Annotated in this window: 24 protein-coding genes; 2 read left to right on the top strand and 22 right to left on the bottom strand. The window is 64.0% G+C overall.

Annotation, left to right across the window (positions count from 1 at the left end; all coding sequences use genetic code 11):
* The first annotated feature begins 96 nt into the window (after nt 1-96).
* Both QY917_RS15310 and QY917_RS15305 read left to right on the top strand, forming a co-directional pair.
* Nucleotides 97-765, top strand: a complete 669-nt coding sequence (locus QY917_RS15310) for a cytochrome b/b6 domain-containing protein (protein ID WP_123674814.1) — start codon at nt 97-99, stop codon at nt 763-765.
* A 41-nt stretch (nt 766-806) separates the two neighbouring features.
* Nucleotides 807-1322 (top strand): GNAT family N-acetyltransferase, encoded by a 516-nt coding sequence (locus tag QY917_RS15305; protein WP_088887834.1) that lies wholly within the window; start codon nt 807-809, stop codon nt 1320-1322.
* A 143-nt stretch (nt 1323-1465) separates the two neighbouring features.
* Here QY917_RS15305 and QY917_RS15300 read toward each other — a convergent pair whose 3' ends face one another.
* The 22 genes from QY917_RS15300 to QY917_RS15195 all read right to left on the bottom strand — a co-directional run bounded on the left by QY917_RS15300 (nt 1466) and on the right by QY917_RS15195 (nt 17351).
* Nucleotides 1466-1972 (bottom strand): peroxiredoxin, encoded by a 507-nt coding sequence (locus QY917_RS15300; protein ID WP_041835851.1) that lies wholly within the window; start codon nt 1970-1972, stop codon nt 1466-1468.
* Between the two features lie 114 nt (nt 1973-2086).
* Complete coding sequence (gene rpsQ, locus QY917_RS15295) at nt 2087-2356, bottom strand: 30S ribosomal protein S17 (protein ID WP_011803751.1); 270 nt, start codon at nt 2354-2356, stop codon at nt 2087-2089.
* Between the two features lie 9 nt (nt 2357-2365).
* Nucleotides 2366-2563 carry a 50S ribosomal protein L29 gene (gene rpmC, locus QY917_RS15290; RefSeq protein WP_011803750.1) on the bottom strand — a complete coding sequence of 66 codons (198 nt, stop codon included), beginning with the start codon at nt 2561-2563 and terminating at the stop codon, nt 2366-2368.
* Nucleotides 2564-2575: 12 nt separating this feature from the next.
* Nucleotides 2576-2992, bottom strand: coding sequence for a 50S ribosomal protein L16 (rplP, locus tag QY917_RS15285; protein ID WP_011803749.1), 417 nt, complete (start codon nt 2990-2992; stop codon nt 2576-2578).
* Between the two features lie 2 nt (nt 2993-2994).
* Complete coding sequence (gene rpsC, locus QY917_RS15280) at nt 2995-3861, bottom strand: 30S ribosomal protein S3 (RefSeq protein ID WP_012655363.1); 867 nt, start codon at nt 3859-3861, stop codon at nt 2995-2997.
* Between the two features lie 16 nt (nt 3862-3877).
* Entirely contained in the window at nt 3878-4210 is a 333-nt protein-coding gene (gene rplV / locus QY917_RS15275) for a 50S ribosomal protein L22 (RefSeq protein ID WP_011803747.1), read from the bottom strand.
* A gap of 9 nt (nt 4211-4219) precedes the next feature.
* The gene (rpsS, locus tag QY917_RS15270) at nt 4220-4498 is read right to left on the bottom strand and encodes a 30S ribosomal protein S19 (RefSeq protein ID WP_011803746.1); all 279 of its coding nucleotides are present in this window, start codon (nt 4496-4498) and stop codon (nt 4220-4222) included.
* 10 nt (nt 4499-4508) lie between these two features.
* Complete coding sequence (gene rplB, locus QY917_RS15265; RefSeq protein WP_011803745.1) at nt 4509-5333, bottom strand: 50S ribosomal protein L2; 825 nt, start codon at nt 5331-5333, stop codon at nt 4509-4511.
* 3 nt (nt 5334-5336) lie between these two features.
* Entirely contained in the window at nt 5337-5651 is a 315-nt protein-coding gene (rplW, locus tag QY917_RS15260) for a 50S ribosomal protein L23 (protein WP_011803744.1), read from the bottom strand.
* A complete protein-coding gene (gene rplD / locus QY917_RS15255; protein WP_011803743.1) occupies nt 5648-6268 on the bottom strand; it encodes a 50S ribosomal protein L4 in 621 nt (206 codons plus the stop codon). The genes rplW and rplD overlap by 4 nt, the downstream gene beginning before the upstream one ends.
* Complete coding sequence (gene rplC / locus QY917_RS15250) at nt 6268-6942, bottom strand: 50S ribosomal protein L3 (RefSeq protein WP_011803742.1); 675 nt, start codon at nt 6940-6942, stop codon at nt 6268-6270. The genes rplD and rplC overlap by 1 nt, the downstream gene beginning before the upstream one ends.
* A gap of 246 nt (nt 6943-7188) precedes the next feature.
* Entirely contained in the window at nt 7189-7500 is a 312-nt protein-coding gene (gene rpsJ / locus QY917_RS15245; protein WP_003059431.1) for a 30S ribosomal protein S10, read from the bottom strand.
* Between the two features lie 27 nt (nt 7501-7527).
* Nucleotides 7528-8718: an elongation factor Tu gene (gene tuf / locus QY917_RS15240; protein WP_011806991.1), complete on the bottom strand. Its 1191-nt coding sequence runs from the start codon at nt 8716-8718 to the stop codon at nt 7528-7530.
* Nucleotides 8719-8902: 184 nt separating this feature from the next.
* Entirely contained in the window at nt 8903-11011 is a 2109-nt protein-coding gene (fusA, locus tag QY917_RS15235; protein WP_088887835.1) for an elongation factor G, read from the bottom strand.
* Nucleotides 11012-11166: 155 nt separating this feature from the next.
* Nucleotides 11167-11640: a 30S ribosomal protein S7 gene (gene rpsG / locus QY917_RS15230; protein ID WP_011803739.1), complete on the bottom strand. Its 474-nt coding sequence runs from the start codon at nt 11638-11640 to the stop codon at nt 11167-11169.
* Nucleotides 11641-11810: 170 nt separating this feature from the next.
* Nucleotides 11811-12188 carry a 30S ribosomal protein S12 gene (rpsL, locus tag QY917_RS15225; protein ID WP_003059441.1) on the bottom strand — a complete coding sequence of 126 codons (378 nt, stop codon included), beginning with the start codon at nt 12186-12188 and terminating at the stop codon, nt 11811-11813.
* 150 nt (nt 12189-12338) lie between these two features.
* Nucleotides 12339-13502, bottom strand: a complete 1164-nt coding sequence (locus QY917_RS15220; protein ID WP_123675260.1) for a D-alanyl-D-alanine carboxypeptidase family protein — start codon at nt 13500-13502, stop codon at nt 12339-12341.
* A 79-nt stretch (nt 13503-13581) separates the two neighbouring features.
* Nucleotides 13582-14229, bottom strand: coding sequence for an alpha/beta hydrolase (locus QY917_RS15215; protein ID WP_123675564.1), 648 nt, complete (start codon nt 14227-14229; stop codon nt 13582-13584).
* Between the two features lie 83 nt (nt 14230-14312).
* Complete coding sequence (locus QY917_RS15210; RefSeq protein ID WP_011803736.1) at nt 14313-14654, bottom strand: ferredoxin; 342 nt, start codon at nt 14652-14654, stop codon at nt 14313-14315.
* 9 nt (nt 14655-14663) lie between these two features.
* Nucleotides 14664-15761 carry a VanZ family protein gene (locus QY917_RS15205; RefSeq protein WP_123675261.1) on the bottom strand — a complete coding sequence of 366 codons (1098 nt, stop codon included), beginning with the start codon at nt 15759-15761 and terminating at the stop codon, nt 14664-14666.
* A 97-nt stretch (nt 15762-15858) separates the two neighbouring features.
* Entirely contained in the window at nt 15859-16287 is a 429-nt protein-coding gene (locus QY917_RS15200; RefSeq protein WP_011803734.1) for a CopD family protein, read from the bottom strand.
* 233 nt (nt 16288-16520) lie between these two features.
* On the bottom strand, nt 16521-17351 hold the full coding sequence (locus QY917_RS15195) for a ligase (RefSeq protein ID WP_302077788.1): 831 nt from the start codon (nt 17349-17351) through the stop codon (nt 16521-16523).
* Nucleotides 17352-17355 lie beyond the last annotated feature (4 nt).

Raw genomic sequence — 17355 nt, 5'->3', positions numbered from 1 at the left:
GACGCCATGGCCGCAAGCGCCCGAAGGGCAGTCGGATATAGCCCGCCGGGGGCACGCTGGGCACAATAGCCGCGTCCTCCGCTCCCCCGCTTCACCATGCCGCACACCGTACGCATCTGGGATTTGCCGACCCGGCTGTTCCACTGGTCGCTCGCCGTGACCACCGTCGCCCTGGTCGTCACCGCCAAGCTGGGCGGCAACGCCATGCAGTGGCATCTGCGGCTGGGCTACGTGATGCTGGCGCTGCTGGCCTTTCGCCTGGCCTGGGGCCTGGTGGGCGGACGCTGGTCGCGTTTTGCGAGCTTCCTGCCCACACCCGCGCGCCTGCGCAGCCACTTCGCCAACCAGGAAGGCAAGGTAACCAGCCCCGGCCATTCGCCGCTGGGCGCACTGTCGGTCTTTGCCCTGCTGGCGGTGCTGCTGGCCCAGGTAGGCACCGGCCTGCTGAGCGACGACGAGATCGCCTTCGCCGGTCCGCTCACGCGCTTCGTTTCTGGCGAGTGGGTATCGCAGGCCACTTGGTATCACAAGGACGTGGGCCAATTCCCGCTGTTGGGGCTCGTCGCGCTGCACCTGGCGGCGATTGTTTTCTACGCCCTGGTGCGCCGTCAGGCCCTGGTGGGCGCCATGGTGCACGGCGATCGTCAACTGCCCGGGGCCACACCCGCGTCGCGCGACGATGCGCTCAGCCGCGCAGGGGCGGCCCTTGTGGCGGCTCTGAGCGCGCTGCTGGCCTGGTGGGTCGCCAGCCTGGGGGCTTTTTGAGTGCCCACAGCGGTGCGGCTACACTGGCCCCTGCCTTTTTCATGCCGGATTCTTTCTGCACAGTGGACCATTCCCCTGACGTTACGCTGCTGAGCCCCGCCCTGCCCCACGAGATGCACGTGGTGCGCGACATCTTCCAGGAATATGCCGACACCCTGGACGTGGACCTGTCGTTCCAGAACTTTGCGCAGGAACTCGCCACCCTGCCGGGCGAATACGCGCCGCCGCGTGGCCATATCCTGCTGGCCGAGGTGGAGGGCAGCATTGCCGGGTGCTGCGCCCTGCGGCCGCTGGACACCGCCGACTACCCCAACGCCTGCGAGATGAAGCGCCTGTACGTGCGCAAGGCGTTCCGCGGCTTCGGCCTGGGGCGGCAGTTGGCCGAGGCCATGCTGGACCAGGCGCGGCAAGCCGGCTATGCCTGCGTGTTGCTGGACACGCTGGACGGCATGGAATCGGCGCGGGCGCTGTATTCCGAACTGGGCTTCGAGGAAATACCGCCGTACTACCACAACCCCCTGCCGGGTTCGCACTACCTGAAAGCGGAAATTTACTAGCCTTTTAGGCCTCTAGCGCTTATCTGGGAAGCGTTAACAGCTATCCAAATAATAGCAAAGCCGCCCACATCTCGCGACGGGGCGGCGTTTCGCCTGCGGCGTGGTGCCAGCACCGGAGCCCTCCGATACCAGCGCCAGCGGCGTCAGCCCTTGGCCTGGCCGAGCAGCGTAGCGGCGTCGCTCACCTCGAACTTGCCCGGCGCCTCGACGTTCAGGGCAACCACCTTGCCGTCCTTGACCAGCATGGAATAGCGGTTGCTGCGCAGGCCCAGGCCCTTGCCGTTCAAGTCCAGCGTCAGACCGGTGGCCTTGGCGAAGGCGGCGTCGCCGTCCGCCAGCATGCGCACCTTGCCATCGGTCTTCTGGTCGCGCGCCCACGCGCCCATCACGAAGGCATCGTTCACCGACAGGCACCAGATCTCGTCCACGCCGGCAGCCTTCAGGGCGCCCGCCTGCTCCACGTAGCCGGGAACGTGCTTGGCCGAGCAGGTGGGCGTGAAGGCGCCCGGCACCGCGAACAGCGCAATCGTCTTGCCCGCGGCGGCCTTTTGCACATCCACCGGGTTCGGGCCGAGGCTGCAGCCATTGCCCTCGACTTCCGAGTATTCCATCAGTGTGATGGCGGGCAGCGTGTCGCCGACTTGGATCATGAGAATCTCCTTGCTGGGTTGGAGGGCCCTGGCAGGATCTGCGGGCCCCAAAAAGAAAAACGACCCACATTGTGGGTCGTTTCTCGGAGGCGCGCAGACGGCGTCTGCGAAGGCTTAGAGCAGCCCGGCCTTTTGCACCAGGCGCGTGGCCACCCAGTTCTTGGTCTTGGAGAGCGGACGGCTCTCCGTGATCTCGATGGTGTCGCCCATCTTGTACTCGCCATTCTCATCATGGGCGTGGTACTTGCTCGACTTGATCATGATCTTGTCGTAGATGGGGTGCTTCACACGGCGCTCGACCAGCACGGTCACGGTCTTGGCGCGCTTGTCGCTGACCACCTTGCCAACCAAGGTGCGCTTGAGGGATTTTTTAGCTTCCGTCATGTCGGCTCCTTACTTGGCGGCTTGCTTTTCAGCAAGAATGGTCTTGGCGCGGGCGATATCGCGGCGCGTGGCCTTCAGCGTGGCAGTGTTGCCCAGCTGTTGCGTGGCCTTTTGCATGCGCAGGCCGAAATGGGCCTTTTGCAGCGACTTGATTTCGGCTTCCAGGCCGGCCACGTCTTTTTGGCGGAGTTCAGCAGATTTCGTCATGTTGATTTCTCCTTAGGCGCCAATCTGACGGGCAACGAACGTGGTGCGCAGCGGCAGCTTGGCAGCAGCCAGGCGGAACGCTTCACGGGCCAGCTCTTCGGGCACGCCAACGATCTCGAACACCACCTTGCCGGGCTGAATCTCAGCCACGTAGTACTCGGGGTTGCCCTTACCGTTACCCATACGCACTTCAGCGGGCTTGGTAGAGATCGGCTTGTCGGGGAACACGCGGATCCAGATACGGCCACCACGCTTGACGTGGCGGGAGATCGCACGGCGTGCGGCCTCGATCTGGCGGGCCGTCAGACGGCCACGGTCCGTGCACTTCAGACCGAAGTCACCGAAAGCCACCGAATTGCCACGCGTGGCAACGCCGGTGTTGCGGCCTTTTTGCTCCTTACGGAACTTGCGGCGAGCAGGTTGCAGCATGTTTATTCTCCTTTACCGTCCGCCGCTGCGGCAGCGGGCGCGCTCTTGACGCGCTTAACGGAATCGCCACCAGCGCCGGCAGGCTTGTCGCTACCGTCGGCAGGGGCTGCATTGGTGCCCATCGGGCGGCGGCCGCCACGGCCAGCACCGGCGCGGTCGCCTGGGCGGCCATCGCGGCGCGGACCACGGGGACGGCGCTCTTCTTCAGGACGCGGCGTCTCGGCGGCGGGCAGATCGTTGCGGCCCAGCGTGTCGCCCTTGTAGACCCACACCTTCACGCCGATCACACCATAGGTGGTCTTGGCTTCGGAGGTGCCGTAGTCGATGTCGGCGCGCAGGGTGTGCAGCGGCACACGGCCTTCGCGGTACCACTCGGTACGGGCGATTTCGATACCGTTCAGACGGCCCGAGGACATGATCTTGATGCCCTGGGCGCCCAGGCGCATCGCGTTCTGCATGGCGCGCTTCATAGCGCGGCGGAACATGATGCGCTTTTCCAGCTGCTGGGTGATCGAGTCGGCGATCAGCTTGGCATCGATTTCGGGCTTACGCACTTCTTCGATGTTCACGGCGACAGGCACGCCCAGGCGGGTCGCGAGTTCCTTCTTCAGGTTCTCGATGTCCTCGCCCTTCTTGCCGATCACAACGCCGGGACGTGCCGAGAAGATCGTGATACGGGCGTTCTTGGCAGGACGCTCGATCAGGATGCGCGACACGGCGGCGTTCTTCAGCTTGGCCTTCAGGTACTCGCGCACCTTGATGTCTTCGGCCAGCATGCCGGCGAAGTCACGGTTGCTGGCATACCAGCGGCTGGCCCAGTTGCGGCTTACAGCAAGGCGGAAGCCGGTAGGATGGATTTTCTGTCCCATATTCTTCCTTTAGGCCTCAGTTACCTACGGTCACGTAGATGTGGCACGTGGGCTTGCTGATGCGGTTGCCGCGACCCTTGGCGCGCGCGGTGAAGCGCTTGAGCGTGGTGCCTTGCTCGACGAAGATGGTCTTGACCTTCAGGTCGTCGATGTCGGCGCCGTCGTTGTGCTCGGCGTTGGCGATGGCGGACTCCAGCACCTTCTTGACGATCACGGCAGCTTTTTTCTGCGTGAAGGCCAGGATGTTCAGGGCTTGGTCCACTTTCTTGCCGCGGATCAGGTCAGCGACCAGGCGACCCTTGTCCACCGACAGACGGACGCCCCGGAGGACTGCACGTGTTTCAGACATGGTCGTTCCTTACTTCTTCTGGACTTTTTTGTCCGCGGGGTGACCCTTGAAGGTGCGCGTCAGGGCGAATTCGCCCAGCTTGTGGCCCACCATCTGGTCGGTGACATAAACCGGCACGTGCTGCTTGCCGTTGTGCACGGCAATGGTCAGACCGATGAACTCGGGCAGAACCATGGAGCGACGCGACCAGGTCTTGACTGGCTTCTTGTCCTTGGTAGCAATGGCCTTTTCGACCTTGGCGACCAGGTGATGGTCAACAAACGGACCCTTTTTGAGAGAACGAGTCATTTGCTACCCCTTACTTCTTGCGACGCGACACAATCATCACTTGTGTGCGCTTGTTGTTGCGGGTGCGGTAGCCCTTCGTCAGGTTGCCCCATGGGTCAACAGCATGACGGCCCTCGCCGGTACGGCCCTCACCACCACCGTGCGGGTGGTCGATCGGGTTCATGGCAACGCCACGCACCGTGGGACGGATACCCATCCAACGCTTCACACCGGCCTTGCCCAGTTGGCGCAGGCTGTGCTCTTCGTTGGCGACTTCGCCGATCGTGGCGCGGCACTCGATGTGGATCTTGCGCACTTCGCCCGAACGCATACGCACCTGGGCGTACACGCCTTCGCGGGCCAGCAGCGTGGCCGACGTACCAGCGGAGCGGGCGATCTGCGCACCGGCACCGGGCTTGAGCTCGATGCAGTGGATGGTCGAGCCCACGGGAATGTTGCGGATCGGCAGCGTGTTACCGACGCGGATCGGCGCCTCGGAGCCGCTGACGATCGTGGCGCCCACTTCCAGGTTGCGCGGAGCAATGATGTAGCGGCGCTCGCCGTCGGCGTAGCACACCAGGGCGATGTGGGCCGTGCGGTTCGGGTCGTACTCGATGCGCTCCACCTTGGCAGGGATGGCATCCTTGTTGCGACGGAAGTCCACCACGCGGTAGTGGTGCTTGTGGCCACCGCCCTTGTGACGGGTGGTGATGTGACCGTTGTTGTTGCGGCCGGCCTTCTGGAACTGGGGTTCCAGCAGACCTGCAAACGCTTCACCCTTGTACAGGTGGTCACGCGAGATCTTCACCGCGCCGCGCTGGCCCGGGGAAGTCGGTTTGATCTTGATAACGGCCATGGTTTACGCAGCCTCCCCGGACAGGTTCAGCTCTTGACCTTCCTTCAGCAGCACATAGGCCTTGCGCACGTTATCGCGGCGGCCCATGGTCTTGCCAAAGCGCTTGGTCTTGCCTTTGGTGTTCACCACAGAAACGCCCTTCACTTCCACCTTGAACATGAGTTCCACGGCGGCCTTGATCTCGGGCTTGGTTGCGTTCTGCAGCACCTTGAACGTCACAGCATTGGACTTCTCGGCAACCATGGTGGCCTTTTCGGACACGATGGGAGCGACCAACACTTGCATCAGACGACCTTCGTCAAACTTGAGCGTGCTCATGCGAACATCTCCTTGAGTTTGTCGATCGCGCCCTTGGTGACGAGCACTTTCTTGTAGTGCACCAGCGACACGGGATCTGCATAACGCGGCTCGGTCACGAACACGTTCTTCAGATTGCGGGATGCCAGGTACAGGTTTTCGTCCACTTCATCGGCGATCACCATCACCGATTGCAGGTTCATGGCCTTGAACTTGTCGGCCAGGACCTTGGTCTTGGGCGTATCAAGCTTCAGGGAGTCCACCACCGCCAGGCGGCCTTCACGGGCCAGCTGCGACAGGATGGAAGCCATGCCAGCGCGGTACATCTTCTTGTTGATCTTCTGCGAGAAGTTTTCTTCAGGCAGGTTCGGGAAGATGCGACCGCCCCCACGCCACAGAGGCGAGGAGGTCATACCGGCACGTGCATTGCCAGTACCCTTTTGCTTGAAAGGCTTCTTGGTCGAGTGCTTGACCTGCTCGCGGTCCTTCTGGGCGCGCGTGCCTTGACGGGCGTTGGCCTGGTAAGCGACGACGATCTGATGGATCAGGTCTTCGTTGTACTGACGGTCGAACACGGTCTCGGGCACATCCACCTTGGACGCCGCCTGGCCCTGTTCATTCAGGAGTTCGAGCTGCATTAGTTCGCTCCTTTGGAAGCTTGCGCCTTGACAGCCGGACGCACCGTGACGAACCCACCCTTGGAGCCCGGAACAGCGCCCTTAATCAAGAGCAGTTGGCGTGCTTCGTCGATGCGAACCACGTCGAGGTTTTGCGTCGTGACGGTGACATCACCGAGGTGACCCGTCATCTTCTTGCCAGGGAACACGCGACCCGGATCCTGCGCCATACCGATGGAGCCAGGAACGTTGTGCGAACGGCTGTTACCGTGCGAGGCGCGCTGCGAACCGAAGTTGTGGCGCTTGATCGTGCCGGCGAAGCCCTTACCGATCGAGGTGCCCTGCACGTCGACCTTCTGGCCCACGGCGAACACATCAGCCACGGGCACAGCAGCGCCAGCGGCGTACTTGCCTGCGACTTCGGGGGTCACGCGGAATTCACGGATGATTTCACCGGCTTCGACACCCGCCTTGGCGAGGTGGCCAGCTTCAGGCTTGGTCACGCGAGATGCCTTGCGCGAACCGAACGTGACCTGCAGGGACACGTAGCCATCGTTCTCTTGGGTTTTCACCTGGGTCACGCGGTTGTTGGACACATCCACCACCGTGACGGGCACTGCGTCCCCGTCATCGGTGAACAGACGCATCATGCCCACCTTGCGGCCCAGCAACCCGAGGGAGTTGCTCAGACTCATTGGTTGTTCTCCAAAACTTCCGCCGCCCCGACTTCAATTGGCCAGAACGTTTGCACGACGGGCGCTGGCCTCGACGGCTTGCACCTATGTGCGCGAAAGAAGGTTGATAAAACTCCGCATCACGCATCCAAAATTGGACGCAAAAACGCGAAGCCGCAAAGTATAACGCGGACTGCTTTTACAAGCAAGTCCGCGTTGGGGGTGCCCGGTCCTCAGCGAGGACCGGGACGAAGCAACAGGAAGGGATTACTGGAGCTTGATTTCGACGTCCACGCCAGCCGGCAAGTCCAGCTTCATCAGGGCGTCCACCGTCTTGTCCGTGGGATCGACGATGTCCATCAGGCGCTGGTGCGTGCGGATTTCGAACTGGTCGCGGCTGGTCTTGTTGACGTGCGGCGAGCGCAGGATGTCGAAGCGCTTCATGCGCGTCGGCAGGGGCACGGGGCCCTTGACGATGGCGCCGGTACGCTTGGCGGTGTCAACGATCTCGGCTGCAGACTGATCGATCAGCTTGTAGTCGAATGCCTTCAGGCGGATGCGGATCTTTTGCTTGGACATTGTGTATTCCTTCAGTGCTTTGCTGGATTACGCAATGATCTTGGCAACGACGCCGGCGCCCACGGTACGGCCGCCTTCGCGGATAGCGAAGCGCAGGCCTTCTTCCATGGCGATGGGGTTGATCAGCTTCACAGTGATCGACACGTTGTCGCCGGGCATCACCATTTCCTTGTCGGCCGGCAGCTCAATGGAGCCGGTCACGTCGGTGGTGCGGAAGTAGAACTGGGGGCGGTAGTTGTTGAAGAAGGGCGTGTGACGGCCGCCTTCGTCCTTGCTCAGCACGTACACCTCAGCCGTGAAGTGGGTGTGGGGCTTGATGGAGCCGGGCTTGCACAGCACTTGGCCGCGCTCGACGTCTTCGCGCTTGGTGCCGCGCAGCAGCAGGCCCACGTTGTCGCCAGCCTGACCCTGGTCCAGCAGCTTGCGGAACATTTCCACGCCGGTGACGGTGGTCTTTTGCGTGTCGCGGATACCGACGATTTCGATTTCTTCGCCGACCTTGATGATGCCGCGCTCGACGCGGCCGGTCACCACGGTGCCGCGGCCGGAGATGGAGAACACGTCTTCCACAGGCATCAGGAAGGCGCCGTCTACGGCGCGCTCAGGCGTGGGGATGTAGGTGTCCAGGGCTTCGGCCAGGCGCAGGATGGCGGGTTCGCCCTTGTCGGACTGGTCACCTTCCAGGGCCAGCTTGGCGGAGCCGCGGATGATGGGGGTGTCGTCGCCGGGGAAGTCGTACTTGTCCAGCAGTTCACGCACTTCCATCTCGACCAGCTCGAGCAGTTCCTCGTCGTCGACCATGTCGCACTTGTTCAGGAACACGATGATGTAGGGCACGCCCACCTGACGGGCCAGCAGGATGTGCTCGCGCGTCTGGGGCATCGGGCCGTCAGCGGCCGAGCACACCAGGATGGCGCCGTCCATCTGAGCGGCGCCGGTGATCATGTTCTTGACGTAGTCGGCGTGGCCGGGGCAGTCGACGTGGGCGTAGTGGCGGGTGGCCGTTTCGTATTCCACGTGCGAGGTGTTGATCGTGATGCCGCGCGCCTTTTCTTCAGGGGCGTTGTCGATCTGGTCGTAGCCCTTGGCTTCGCCGCCGAACTTCTTGGACAGCACCGTAGCGATGGCCGCCGTCAGCGTCGTCTTGCCATGGTCCACGTGACCGATCGTGCCCACGTTCACGTGGGGCTTGGTACGTTCAAACTTACCTTTTGCCATTTTCGAACTCCAAAAGAGCAATGCCTGTGTGAGGGTTTAACGTCTGCATCCGGTTGCTGGTTCGGCCCGCACAGTGCAACAGGACGGCACCGGATCGCAGATTGCAAGAAACTTGCTAGAGAAATAGGAGCTGCCTGCGCTTGATGGACAAGCGTTAGCAGCTCTTTTTGCTTATATGCCCGGCTTACTTGGCGCGAGCCGCAACGATGGCTTCGGACACGTTGCGCGGTGCTTCGGCGTAGTGCTTGAACTCCATCGTGTACGTCGCGCGACCTTGCGTCATGGAGCGCAGCTGCGTGGCGTAGCCGAACATCTCGGACAGCGGGACTTCGGCCTTGATGGCCTTGCCGCCGCCGACCATGTCGTCCATGCCCTGCACCATGCCACGACGGCTGGACAGGTCACCCATCACGGTGCCAGCGTAGTCCTCGGGCGTCTCGACTTCCACGGCCATCATGGGCTCGAGGATGACGGGGTTGGCCTTGCGAGCCGCTTCCTTGAAGCCGAAGATGGCGGCCATCTTGAACGCCTGCTCGGACGAGTCCACGTCGTGGTACGAACCGAAGGTCAGGCGCACCTTGACGTCCACCACGGGGTAACCCGCCAGCACGCCGGAGGTCAGCGCTTCGATCACGCCCTTCTCCACCGCAGGGATGTATTCGCGAGGAACCACACCGCCCTTGATTTCGTCGACGAACTCGAAGCCCTTGCCGGCTTCTTGCGGCTCCAGCGTGAACACCACGTGGCCGTACTGACCCTTACCACCGGATTGGCGCACGAACTTGCCATCCACATCGGTGACGGTCTTGCGCACGGTTTCGCGGTAGGCCACCTGGGGCTTGCCCACGTTGGCTTCCACGTTGAACTCGCGCTTCATGCGGTCCACGATGATTTCCAGGTGCAGCTCGCCCATGCCGGCGATGATGGTCTGGCCCGATTCTTCGTCGGTGCGCACGCGGAACGACGGGTCTTCGGAGGCCAGGCGCGACAGGGCAATACCCATCTTTTCCTGGTCAGCCTTGGACTTGGGCTCCACGGCCTGTGCGATCACAGGCTCGGGGAACACCATTTTTTCCAGCACGATGGGCGATTCGATATCGCACAGCGTGTCGCCGGTGGTCACGTCCTTCAGGCCCACGCAGGCAGCGATGTCGCCAGCGCGAATTTCCTCGATTTCCTGGCGTTCGTTGGCGTGCATCTGCACGATACGGCCGATACGCTCCTTCTTGCCCTTCACGGCGTTGAACACGGTGTCACCCTTGGTCAGGACGCCCGAGTACACGCGCACGAAAGTCAGCTGGCCCACGAACGGGTCAGTCATCAGCTTGAATGCCAGGGCCGAGAATTTCTCGTTGTCGTCGGCCTTGCGCGACAGCTTCTTCTCTTCGTCGTCGGGATCGGTGCCGGCCACGTCGGGGATGTCCACGGGCGAGGGCAGCAGATCCAGCACGGCGTCGAGCATGCGCTGCACGCCCTTGTTCTTGAACGCGGAGCCGCACAGCATGGGCTGGATTTCCGTGGCGATGGTGCGCTGGCGCAGGCCGCCGATGATCTCGGCCTCGGACAGGTCACCCTCTTCCAGGTACTTGTTCATCAGCTCTTCGCTGGCTTCGGCGGCGGCTTCCACCATGTTCTCGCGCCACTTCTTGCAGGTGTCGACGAGCTCGGCGGGGATCTCGCCGTATTCGAACTTCATGCCTTGCGAGGCCTCGTCCCAGATGATGGCCTTCATCTTCAGCAGGTCGACCACGCCCTGGAAGTTGTCTTCCGCACCGATCGGCACCACGATGGGCACAGGGTTGGCCTTCAGGCGCAGCTTCATCTGGTCATAGACCTTGAAGAAGTTGGCGCCGGTACGGTCCATCTTGTTCACGAAGGCCAGGCGGGGCACCTTGTGCTTATTGGCTTGGCGCCACACAGTCTCGGACTGGGGCTGCACGCCACCCACGGCGCAATACACCATAACGGCGCCGTCCAGCACGCGCATGGAACGCTCCACCTCGATGGTGAAGTCCACGTGGCCGGGGGTGTCGATGATGTTGATGCGGTGCTCGGGGCGGGACAGGTCCATGCCCTTCCAGAAGCAGGTCACGGCGGACGAGGTGATCGTGATGCCGCGCTCTTGCTCTTGCTCCATCCAGTCGGTGGTGGCTGCGCCGTCGTGCACTTCGCCCAGCTTGTGGGTCACGCCCGTGTAGAACAGGATACGCTCGGACGTCGTGGTTTTGCCAGCGTCGATGTGTGCGGAGATACCGATATTGCGGTAGCGCTCAAGGGGTGTTTTGCGAGCCATGATGAATCCTTGGTTGATCGCTTGGGTTTCGGAGCCGCACGCTGCGCGCGACTATTGTCTTAAGGGCCTCCATCAACACAAGGCCGCAGCGCGCTTGTGCACGCCTGCGGCCTTTATCGTGATCAGAGATGAACCCTTGATGACTTCCGTCTGGTTTAGAAGCGGAAGTGGCTGAAGGCCTTGTTGGCTTCGGCCATGCGGTGCACTTCGTCACGACGCTTCATGGCGCCACCACGGCCTTCGGTGGCTTCCATCAGCTCGTTGGCCAGGCGTTGGGCCATGGACTTCTCGCCACGCTTGCGGGCGGCTTCCTTGATCCAGCGCATCGACAGGGCCAGACGGCGCACGGGACGCACTTCCACGGGCACCTGGTAGTTCGCACCGCCCACACGGCGGGACTTCACTTCGACCATCGGCTTCACGTTGTTGATGGCCGTGACGAACACTTCCAGAGCATCCTTTTCAGGCTGCTTCTGGGAGATCAGATCCAGGGCGCCATAAATGATGCGCTCTGCAACTGCTTTCTTGCCGCCTTCCATGATCACGTTCATGAATTTGGACAGCTCGACATTGCCGAACTTGGGATCCGGCAGGATTTCACGTTTGGGGACTTCGCGACGACGTGGCATTTTTTACCTCTATCTTTGCTTCAGTTGGCACCGTTCCCGGCACCGCGAGAGCCATTCAGGACTCCCACTTACTCGACCCGCGCAGAACACCTGCGTTTAGGGTCACTACGCTGTGTCACCGCGCCACGCGGGAACAGCACCGAAAAATCTCAGACCGAAAGGTCCAAGGCTTACTTAGCCTTGGGCTTCTTCGCGCCGTACTTGGAGCGGGCCTGCTTGCGATCCTTGACGCCTTGCAGGTCAAGCGAACCGCGCACGATGTGGTAACGCACACCGGGCAAGTCCTTCACACGACCGCCGCGCACCAGCACCACGCTGTGCTCTTGCAGGTTGTGGCCTTCACCGCCGATGTAGGAGATCACCTCGAAACCGTTGGTCAGGCGCACCTTGGCGACCTTACGCAGAGCGGAGTTAGGCTTCTTCGGCGTCGTGGTGTACACACGGGTGCACACGCCACGGCGCTGGGGGCAGTTTTCCATAGCAGGGCTTTTGGATTTGACAACTTCGACCGTGCGGCCCTGACGCACGAGTTGGTTAATGGTTGGCATTAATACGTCCCTAAACGTGAATTGCTATAAAAAGCGAAAACGTGAAACCCTTCGGAAATTCCGAAAAGCCTTCTAATGTACCAGTTTGGAAGCGGACAGGCAATCCGGGGACGATGAACCCCCGGCTGAGCCGCCTCCAAAGCGTGGCGATTACTTGATCCAGAGGCGAATGGCGTCCCAGGCGCGGCCGAAGATGCCGGCCTGTGCCACATCCTCCAGCGCCACCAGGGACACCTCGGCCACCTGCTGCTCACCCAACTTCACCTTCAGCGTGCCGATGGCCTGTCCCTTGGTGAAGGGTGCGACCAGCGGGTCCTTGCGCACGATCTCGGTCGTGACCTTGCCCGCGCTGCCCGAAGGCACGGTGATCAAGATGGCTTCGGGGCGGCCGATCTTGAGGGTGCTCTGCGTGCCCTTCCACACGGCGGGCGTGGCGGCGGCCTGGCCAGCGTCGAACAGCTTCACCGAATCGAACGCCGTGTAGCCCCAGTTCAGCAGCTTCTGGCTCTCGTTGGCGCGGGCGTTCTCACTCGCGGCCCCCAGCACGATGGACAGCAGGCGGCGCTGCCCCACATTAGGAAACTCGCGCTTGGACGTGGCGACCAGGCAATAGCCCGCGGCGGCGGTATGGCCGGTCTTCAGGCCGTCCACCGATGGATCGCGGAACAGCAGCATGTTGCGGTTGTTGCTGTTGGAGGCGGGCGTGCCCTCGTAGCGGTACTGCTTGGTCGAGTAGTAGTGCATGTACTCGGGGAAGTCCTGCATCAGCCGGGTGGCCAGCGTGGCCAGGTCGCGCGCGGTGGTGGTGTGGCCGGGCTCCGTCAACCCCTCGGGGTTCTTGTAGGCAGTGTTCGTCATGCCCAGCGCCTTGGCCTGCTCGTTCATCAGGCGCACGAAGTTCTCCACCGTACCGCCCACACCTTCGGCCAGGGCCACGGTGGCGTCGTTACCCGACTGCACGATCATGCCCTTGAGCAGGTCGTCCACCGGAACCTGCATCTTGGGATCGATGAACATGCGCGAACCCGGCATCTTCCAAGCACGCTCGCTCACCGGCAGGCGCTGCTCCAGCGTGATCTTCTTGGCGCGCAGTGCGTCAAAGACCAGATAGCCCGTCATGAGCTTGGTCAGCGAAGCCTGCTCCACCGGCGCGTCGATGTCCTTGGTCGCCAGCACCTGGCCGGCCGTCACGTCCACCAGCATGTAATTGCGGGCGGCGATCTCCGGCGGTTGGGGCACCTGCGCCCAGAGGATGGCGGGGGCCATCAGGGCGGCGCAGGCAAAGGTTCGCAGGGAGGACAAAAGAGACTTCATGGTGGGAACAGGCACTCGGGAAACGGGAGAAGAAACGGCCCGACCGCATGGCCGGGACAAGAGAAATGGTGCCGCGCCGTCAGGGCGCGGATTGCAGGTGGCGCATGACCAGGCCCTTGAGCAGCGGCAATTGTCCGTGAAAGAAATGACCGCCCCCAGGCACAACCGTAACCGGCAGTGTCTGCGGGCGCGCCCAATCCATCACAGCGGACAAGGGCACGGTGTCATCGGCTTCGCCGTGCACGACCAGGGTGCGCAGATGGGCCTCGGCGGGTACGTCGGCCACGTTGAACCGGCTGGCCGCCGTGCCCACGAGCACGGCGCGCTCCACCGGGCGCTCGGGCCACAGGCGTGCCAGCGCGTGGCTGGTGACGAAGGCGCCGAAGGAGAAACCCGCGAGGGCAATCGGCACGGCGCCAGGCCCCTCGGGCGCCACCTGGCGGATGACGGCCAGCAGATCCTCCAGTTCACCGCGCCCTTCGTCATGCACGCCAGCGGTACCGCCGACGCCGCGGAAGTTGAAACGCACGGCCGTCCAGCCGCAGGCCACGAAGGCCCGCGCCAGGGTCTGGACCACCTTGTTGTCCATGGTGCCGCCGAAGAGCGGGTGGGGATGGGCGATCACCGCCACGCCGCGCGGCGGTACGCCGTCGGCCGCGGCATCGCGCGCAGCCTCGATGGCGCCCGCGGCGCCCGCGAGGGTCAGGCGTTCGGTCTGGGCATTCACGTTGCTATCCAATCAAGAGCTGCCCGCGCTGGATGGGAAAGCGCTGGAGCCCAAAACACTACAAAGAGGATAGTGAGCGCAAATCAGCGGCCAAGTTCCGGCGGCGTGAGCAAGCGCTCGACCACCACGCCGTTCTTGAGGTGCGACTCCACGATCTCGTCGATGTCGCTCTCATCCACGTAGGTGTACCAAGTCCCTTCGGGATAGACCACGGCGATGGGGCCGCCGGCGCAGCGGTCCAGGCAGCCCGCCTTGTTCACGCGCACCTTGCCGGGGCCCATCAGGCCTTGCTGCTTGACCAGCATCTTGCAGCGGTCAAACGCCTGCTGGGCGCCATGGTGGGCGCAGCAGTTCTCGCCGTTCGTGCGCTCGTTCAGGCAAAAGAAGATGTGGCGCTGGTAGTACTGGGGGGTGGTGTCGCTCATGGCACGATTCTAGGAGTCGCCATCGCGGCGCGACACCCGCAATACCACATAGACGAGTGCCCCATAGGGCCAGAGCCAGCCCAGCCACTGCCCCAGGCCGTAGAAGCGGATGAAGCGCCCCTGCTCCCAGGCCTGCAGCGTCTGTGCGAAGTAGGCGCTGGTGGGCGCCTGGTTGAGCAGGTTCAGGTGCAGCATCAGCGCCAGCAGCAGCAACGCCGCGCAGCCGCGCCGCGGCACGGCCGCCATCGCCAGGGCCGCCCCCAGGGCAACAAGCACGCCCATGCGGGCCGGCAGCGTGAGCCACTCCCAAGCGTGCGTGGGCCCGTAGCTCAGCAGCGACGATAGCGCCGTCACGCCCACGCCCACGGCGGCCGTCGCCAGTGCAAAGGCCATGCGGCGCCCCGCATGGCGCATGACGCAGTAGCCCAGCAGGCAGGGGATCAGCAGCCCCAGCGCGACGGCCATGAGCTCGGCGCCCGGCGACAGGGGCTCCAGCGGCGCCTCGCGCACGGGCAGCCACTGCAGAAACGGCGTGTCCTGCAGCGCCTCAATGAGCGCGGCCTCCAGCCGCTCCCACATCTGCCCCAGGCCAAAGGGCAGCGCCGCCGGGAACAGCAGGGCCCAGGGCCACAGCGCCAACAGCACCAGCGCGCCGCGCGCATGCGGAACGAACCAGCGCTCGCGAAAGCGGCTCCAGCGCGCAATGGCCCCGAAGCGCTCCAGCAGCGCGGCCACCAACGCTCCCAGCAGCGCACCGGTCGCGTTGAGCGCGAAGTCCATGTTGGACGGCACCCGCCGCGGCAGGAAGATCTGCAGGTATTCCATGCTCAGCGACAGCAGCGCACCCGCCAGTGCCGCCAACGGCACGGCCGCGCGCGGCCAGCCAGAACGCAGGCCCGCCAAGGCCAGCAGGAACCCCAGCGGGGCATAGCCCGCGATGTTCATGTTGACGTCGAACCAGGTCCAGTACGGCGGCGGGATGCGCGCCGAGAAGAACACCCAGGGCGAGATTCCCTGCTCGCGCCACCCGTCGAACGGGAACAGGCTGGCGAAGACGATCAGCGCCGCGTAGATGAGCGCCAGAGGCCAGGCGGACGTCTTGTGCATGCCCTCTCAATCACCTCGCGCCGTGGCCGCTGCCGCCCGCCACGCGCCGCCCCCATTGCGAGGGAACGAAGCCGGGCAACGCTGCAGCCGCTGCATCTCAGAACGGCTTGACGACCACCAACACCACGGCGACCAGCAGCAGCAGCACCGGCACCTCGTTGAACCAGCGGAACCAGCGGTGGCTGTGCTGGTCCGCGTTGGAAGCCAGCCTGCGCAGCAGTACGGCGCAGGCGTGGTGGTAGCCCACCACCAGCAGCACCACGGCCAGTTTGGCGTGCAGCCAGCCGTTGCCCGGCCCCTTACCGATGCCGTAGCCCAGCCACAGCCACAGGCCCAGCGCGATGGCGGGGACCGACAGCAGCGTGGTGAAGCGCAGCAGCTTGCGCGCCATGAGCAGCAGGCGCTCCCGCTCGGCCACCGACCCGGGCGCCACCATGGCCAGGTTGACGAAGATGCGCGGCAGGTAAAACAGGCCAGCAAACCAGCTGGCGACGAAAACGATGTGAAAGGCTTTGACCCAGAGCATCGGCGCAGTGTACGTGGCGGTGCCGGTGCTGCATTACCCGGTCGGGACACGGAACCGCCATGAGGCAAAAAAATGCCCGGAAATCCGGGCGGAAAACCCCGCCGCGTCGCAGGCAGCGGGGCCCGCTCAGGGAGGTGAAGCGGGGGGCGGAGGGGCCGCCCAGGGCCAATCTAGCACCCACCGCCAGGGTACGCAAGATGGAGCGTCCGCTAGGGACGGTTCGGCGCCGTTGCCTAGCGCGCGGAGTCGTCCGCCGCCTCGCCCGCGCCGTCGCCCGCTTCTTCACCCAGCGTCTGTGTCAGCGCCACGCGCAAGGCGCTGGCCATCTGCTGCGCATCCGGCGCACGGGCAATGAGTTCGGCGCACGAAACGGTGCGTGCGCGCAGTGCAGCTTCGTCGCCCTGCTGGTCCAGCGCCTGGCACAGCAGCGCCCAGTCCGGGGGCGTGACCAGGGTGCCCGCCACCAGCAGCACGCCGGCGCGCTGGCGCCGCTGGGCCAGGCCGACCAGCTTGCGGCCGGCCGCATCCACCACTTCCCACGGTGCAAGGCTGCCGTAGCAGGCCCAGGGCACCACCGGCCCGCCGCGGGCGTTGGCAGCGGCAACCTGATCGGGCGGCAGCGCCCGCGCCGCCACACCCCACGGAGCCAGTACCTGCGCATGCAATTGGCCCAGCCCCTGGTAGCTGTCGGGCAGGCGGCCCTGCACCCAAGGGTGCGATGGCGGCAGCACCACCGAACAACTCACCATCCACGGGCCGCACAGCACCGCACCGCCGCCCGAGGGGCGCTGCAACAGCTCCATGCCGGGCGCCAGGCGCGCGCGGGCGCTGTCCAGATAGGCTCGCTGCGAGCAGCCCAGCACCACGGCGGGCGTTTCGTAGGTCCACACGCGCCAATAGGGACGCGTCACTGCGGTTTGCATGTGCCGCTGGTTCCAGCGGTGCTCCTGTGCTGCGGTGGTGATGGCGCACTCCTGGCGAGATGGCAAGTGGCACAGGCTACCACCAGCGGCCACGGGCAGGCCCGCGCAAGGATGGGCGGGCGCAGGGGTGGAGCCCGGCATGGGA

Source organism: Diaphorobacter sp. C33, from assembly GCF_030503915.1.
Lineage (GTDB): Bacteria > Pseudomonadota > Gammaproteobacteria > Burkholderiales > Burkholderiaceae_C > Diaphorobacter > Diaphorobacter nitroreducens.
This window is presented reverse-complemented; position numbering and strand designations above follow the sequence as displayed.

Bases quoted from the DNA above. Each gene is read 5' to 3' on its own strand.
- QY917_RS15310 (WP_123674814.1), top strand. From the start codon at position 97: ATGCCGCACACCGTACGCATCTGGGATTTGCCGACCCGGCTGTTCCAC.
- QY917_RS15305 (WP_088887834.1), top strand. From the start codon at position 807: ATGCCGGATTCTTTCTGCACAGTGGACCATTCCCCTGACGTTACGCTG.
- QY917_RS15300 (WP_041835851.1), bottom strand. From the start codon at position 1,972: ATGATCCAAGTCGGCGACACGCTGCCCGCCATCACACTGATGGAATAC.
- rpsQ (WP_011803751.1), bottom strand. From the start codon at position 2,356: ATGACGGAAGCTAAAAAATCCCTCAAGCGCACCTTGGTTGGCAAGGTG.
- rpmC (WP_011803750.1), bottom strand. From the start codon at position 2,563: ATGACGAAATCTGCTGAACTCCGCCAAAAAGACGTGGCCGGCCTGGAA.
- rplP (WP_011803749.1), bottom strand. From the start codon at position 2,992: ATGCTGCAACCTGCTCGCCGCAAGTTCCGTAAGGAGCAAAAAGGCCGC.
- rpsC (WP_012655363.1), bottom strand. From the start codon at position 3,861: ATGGGACAGAAAATCCATCCTACCGGCTTCCGCCTTGCTGTAAGCCGC.
- rplV (WP_011803747.1), bottom strand. From the start codon at position 4,210: ATGTCTGAAACACGTGCAGTCCTCCGGGGCGTCCGTCTGTCGGTGGAC.
- rpsS (WP_011803746.1), bottom strand. From the start codon at position 4,498: ATGACTCGTTCTCTCAAAAAGGGTCCGTTTGTTGACCATCACCTGGTC.
- rplB (WP_011803745.1), bottom strand. From the start codon at position 5,333: ATGGCCGTTATCAAGATCAAACCGACTTCCCCGGGCCAGCGCGGCGCG.
- rplW (WP_011803744.1), bottom strand. From the start codon at position 5,651: ATGAGCACGCTCAAGTTTGACGAAGGTCGTCTGATGCAAGTGTTGGTC.
- rplD (WP_011803743.1), bottom strand. From the start codon at position 6,268: ATGCAGCTCGAACTCCTGAATGAACAGGGCCAGGCGGCGTCCAAGGTG.
- rplC (WP_011803742.1), bottom strand. From the start codon at position 6,942: ATGAGTCTGAGCAACTCCCTCGGGTTGCTGGGCCGCAAGGTGGGCATG.
- rpsJ (WP_003059431.1), bottom strand. From the start codon at position 7,500: ATGTCCAAGCAAAAGATCCGCATCCGCCTGAAGGCATTCGACTACAAG.
- tuf (WP_011806991.1), bottom strand. From the start codon at position 8,718: ATGGCAAAAGGTAAGTTTGAACGTACCAAGCCCCACGTGAACGTGGGC.
- fusA (WP_088887835.1), bottom strand. From the start codon at position 11,011: ATGGCTCGCAAAACACCCCTTGAGCGCTACCGCAATATCGGTATCTCC.
- rpsG (WP_011803739.1), bottom strand. From the start codon at position 11,640: ATGCCACGTCGTCGCGAAGTCCCCAAACGTGAAATCCTGCCGGATCCC.
- rpsL (WP_003059441.1), bottom strand. From the start codon at position 12,188: ATGCCAACCATTAACCAACTCGTGCGTCAGGGCCGCACGGTCGAAGTT.
- QY917_RS15220 (WP_123675260.1), bottom strand. From the start codon at position 13,502: ATGAAGTCTCTTTTGTCCTCCCTGCGAACCTTTGCCTGCGCCGCCCTG.
- QY917_RS15210 (WP_011803736.1), bottom strand. From the start codon at position 14,654: ATGAGCGACACCACCCCCCAGTACTACCAGCGCCACATCTTCTTTTGC.
- QY917_RS15205 (WP_123675261.1), bottom strand. From the start codon at position 15,761: ATGCACAAGACGTCCGCCTGGCCTCTGGCGCTCATCTACGCGGCGCTG.
- QY917_RS15200 (WP_011803734.1), bottom strand. From the start codon at position 16,287: ATGCTCTGGGTCAAAGCCTTTCACATCGTTTTCGTCGCCAGCTGGTTT.
- QY917_RS15195 (WP_302077788.1), bottom strand. From the start codon at position 17,351: ATGCCGGGCTCCACCCCTGCGCCCGCCCATCCTTGCGCGGGCCTGCCC.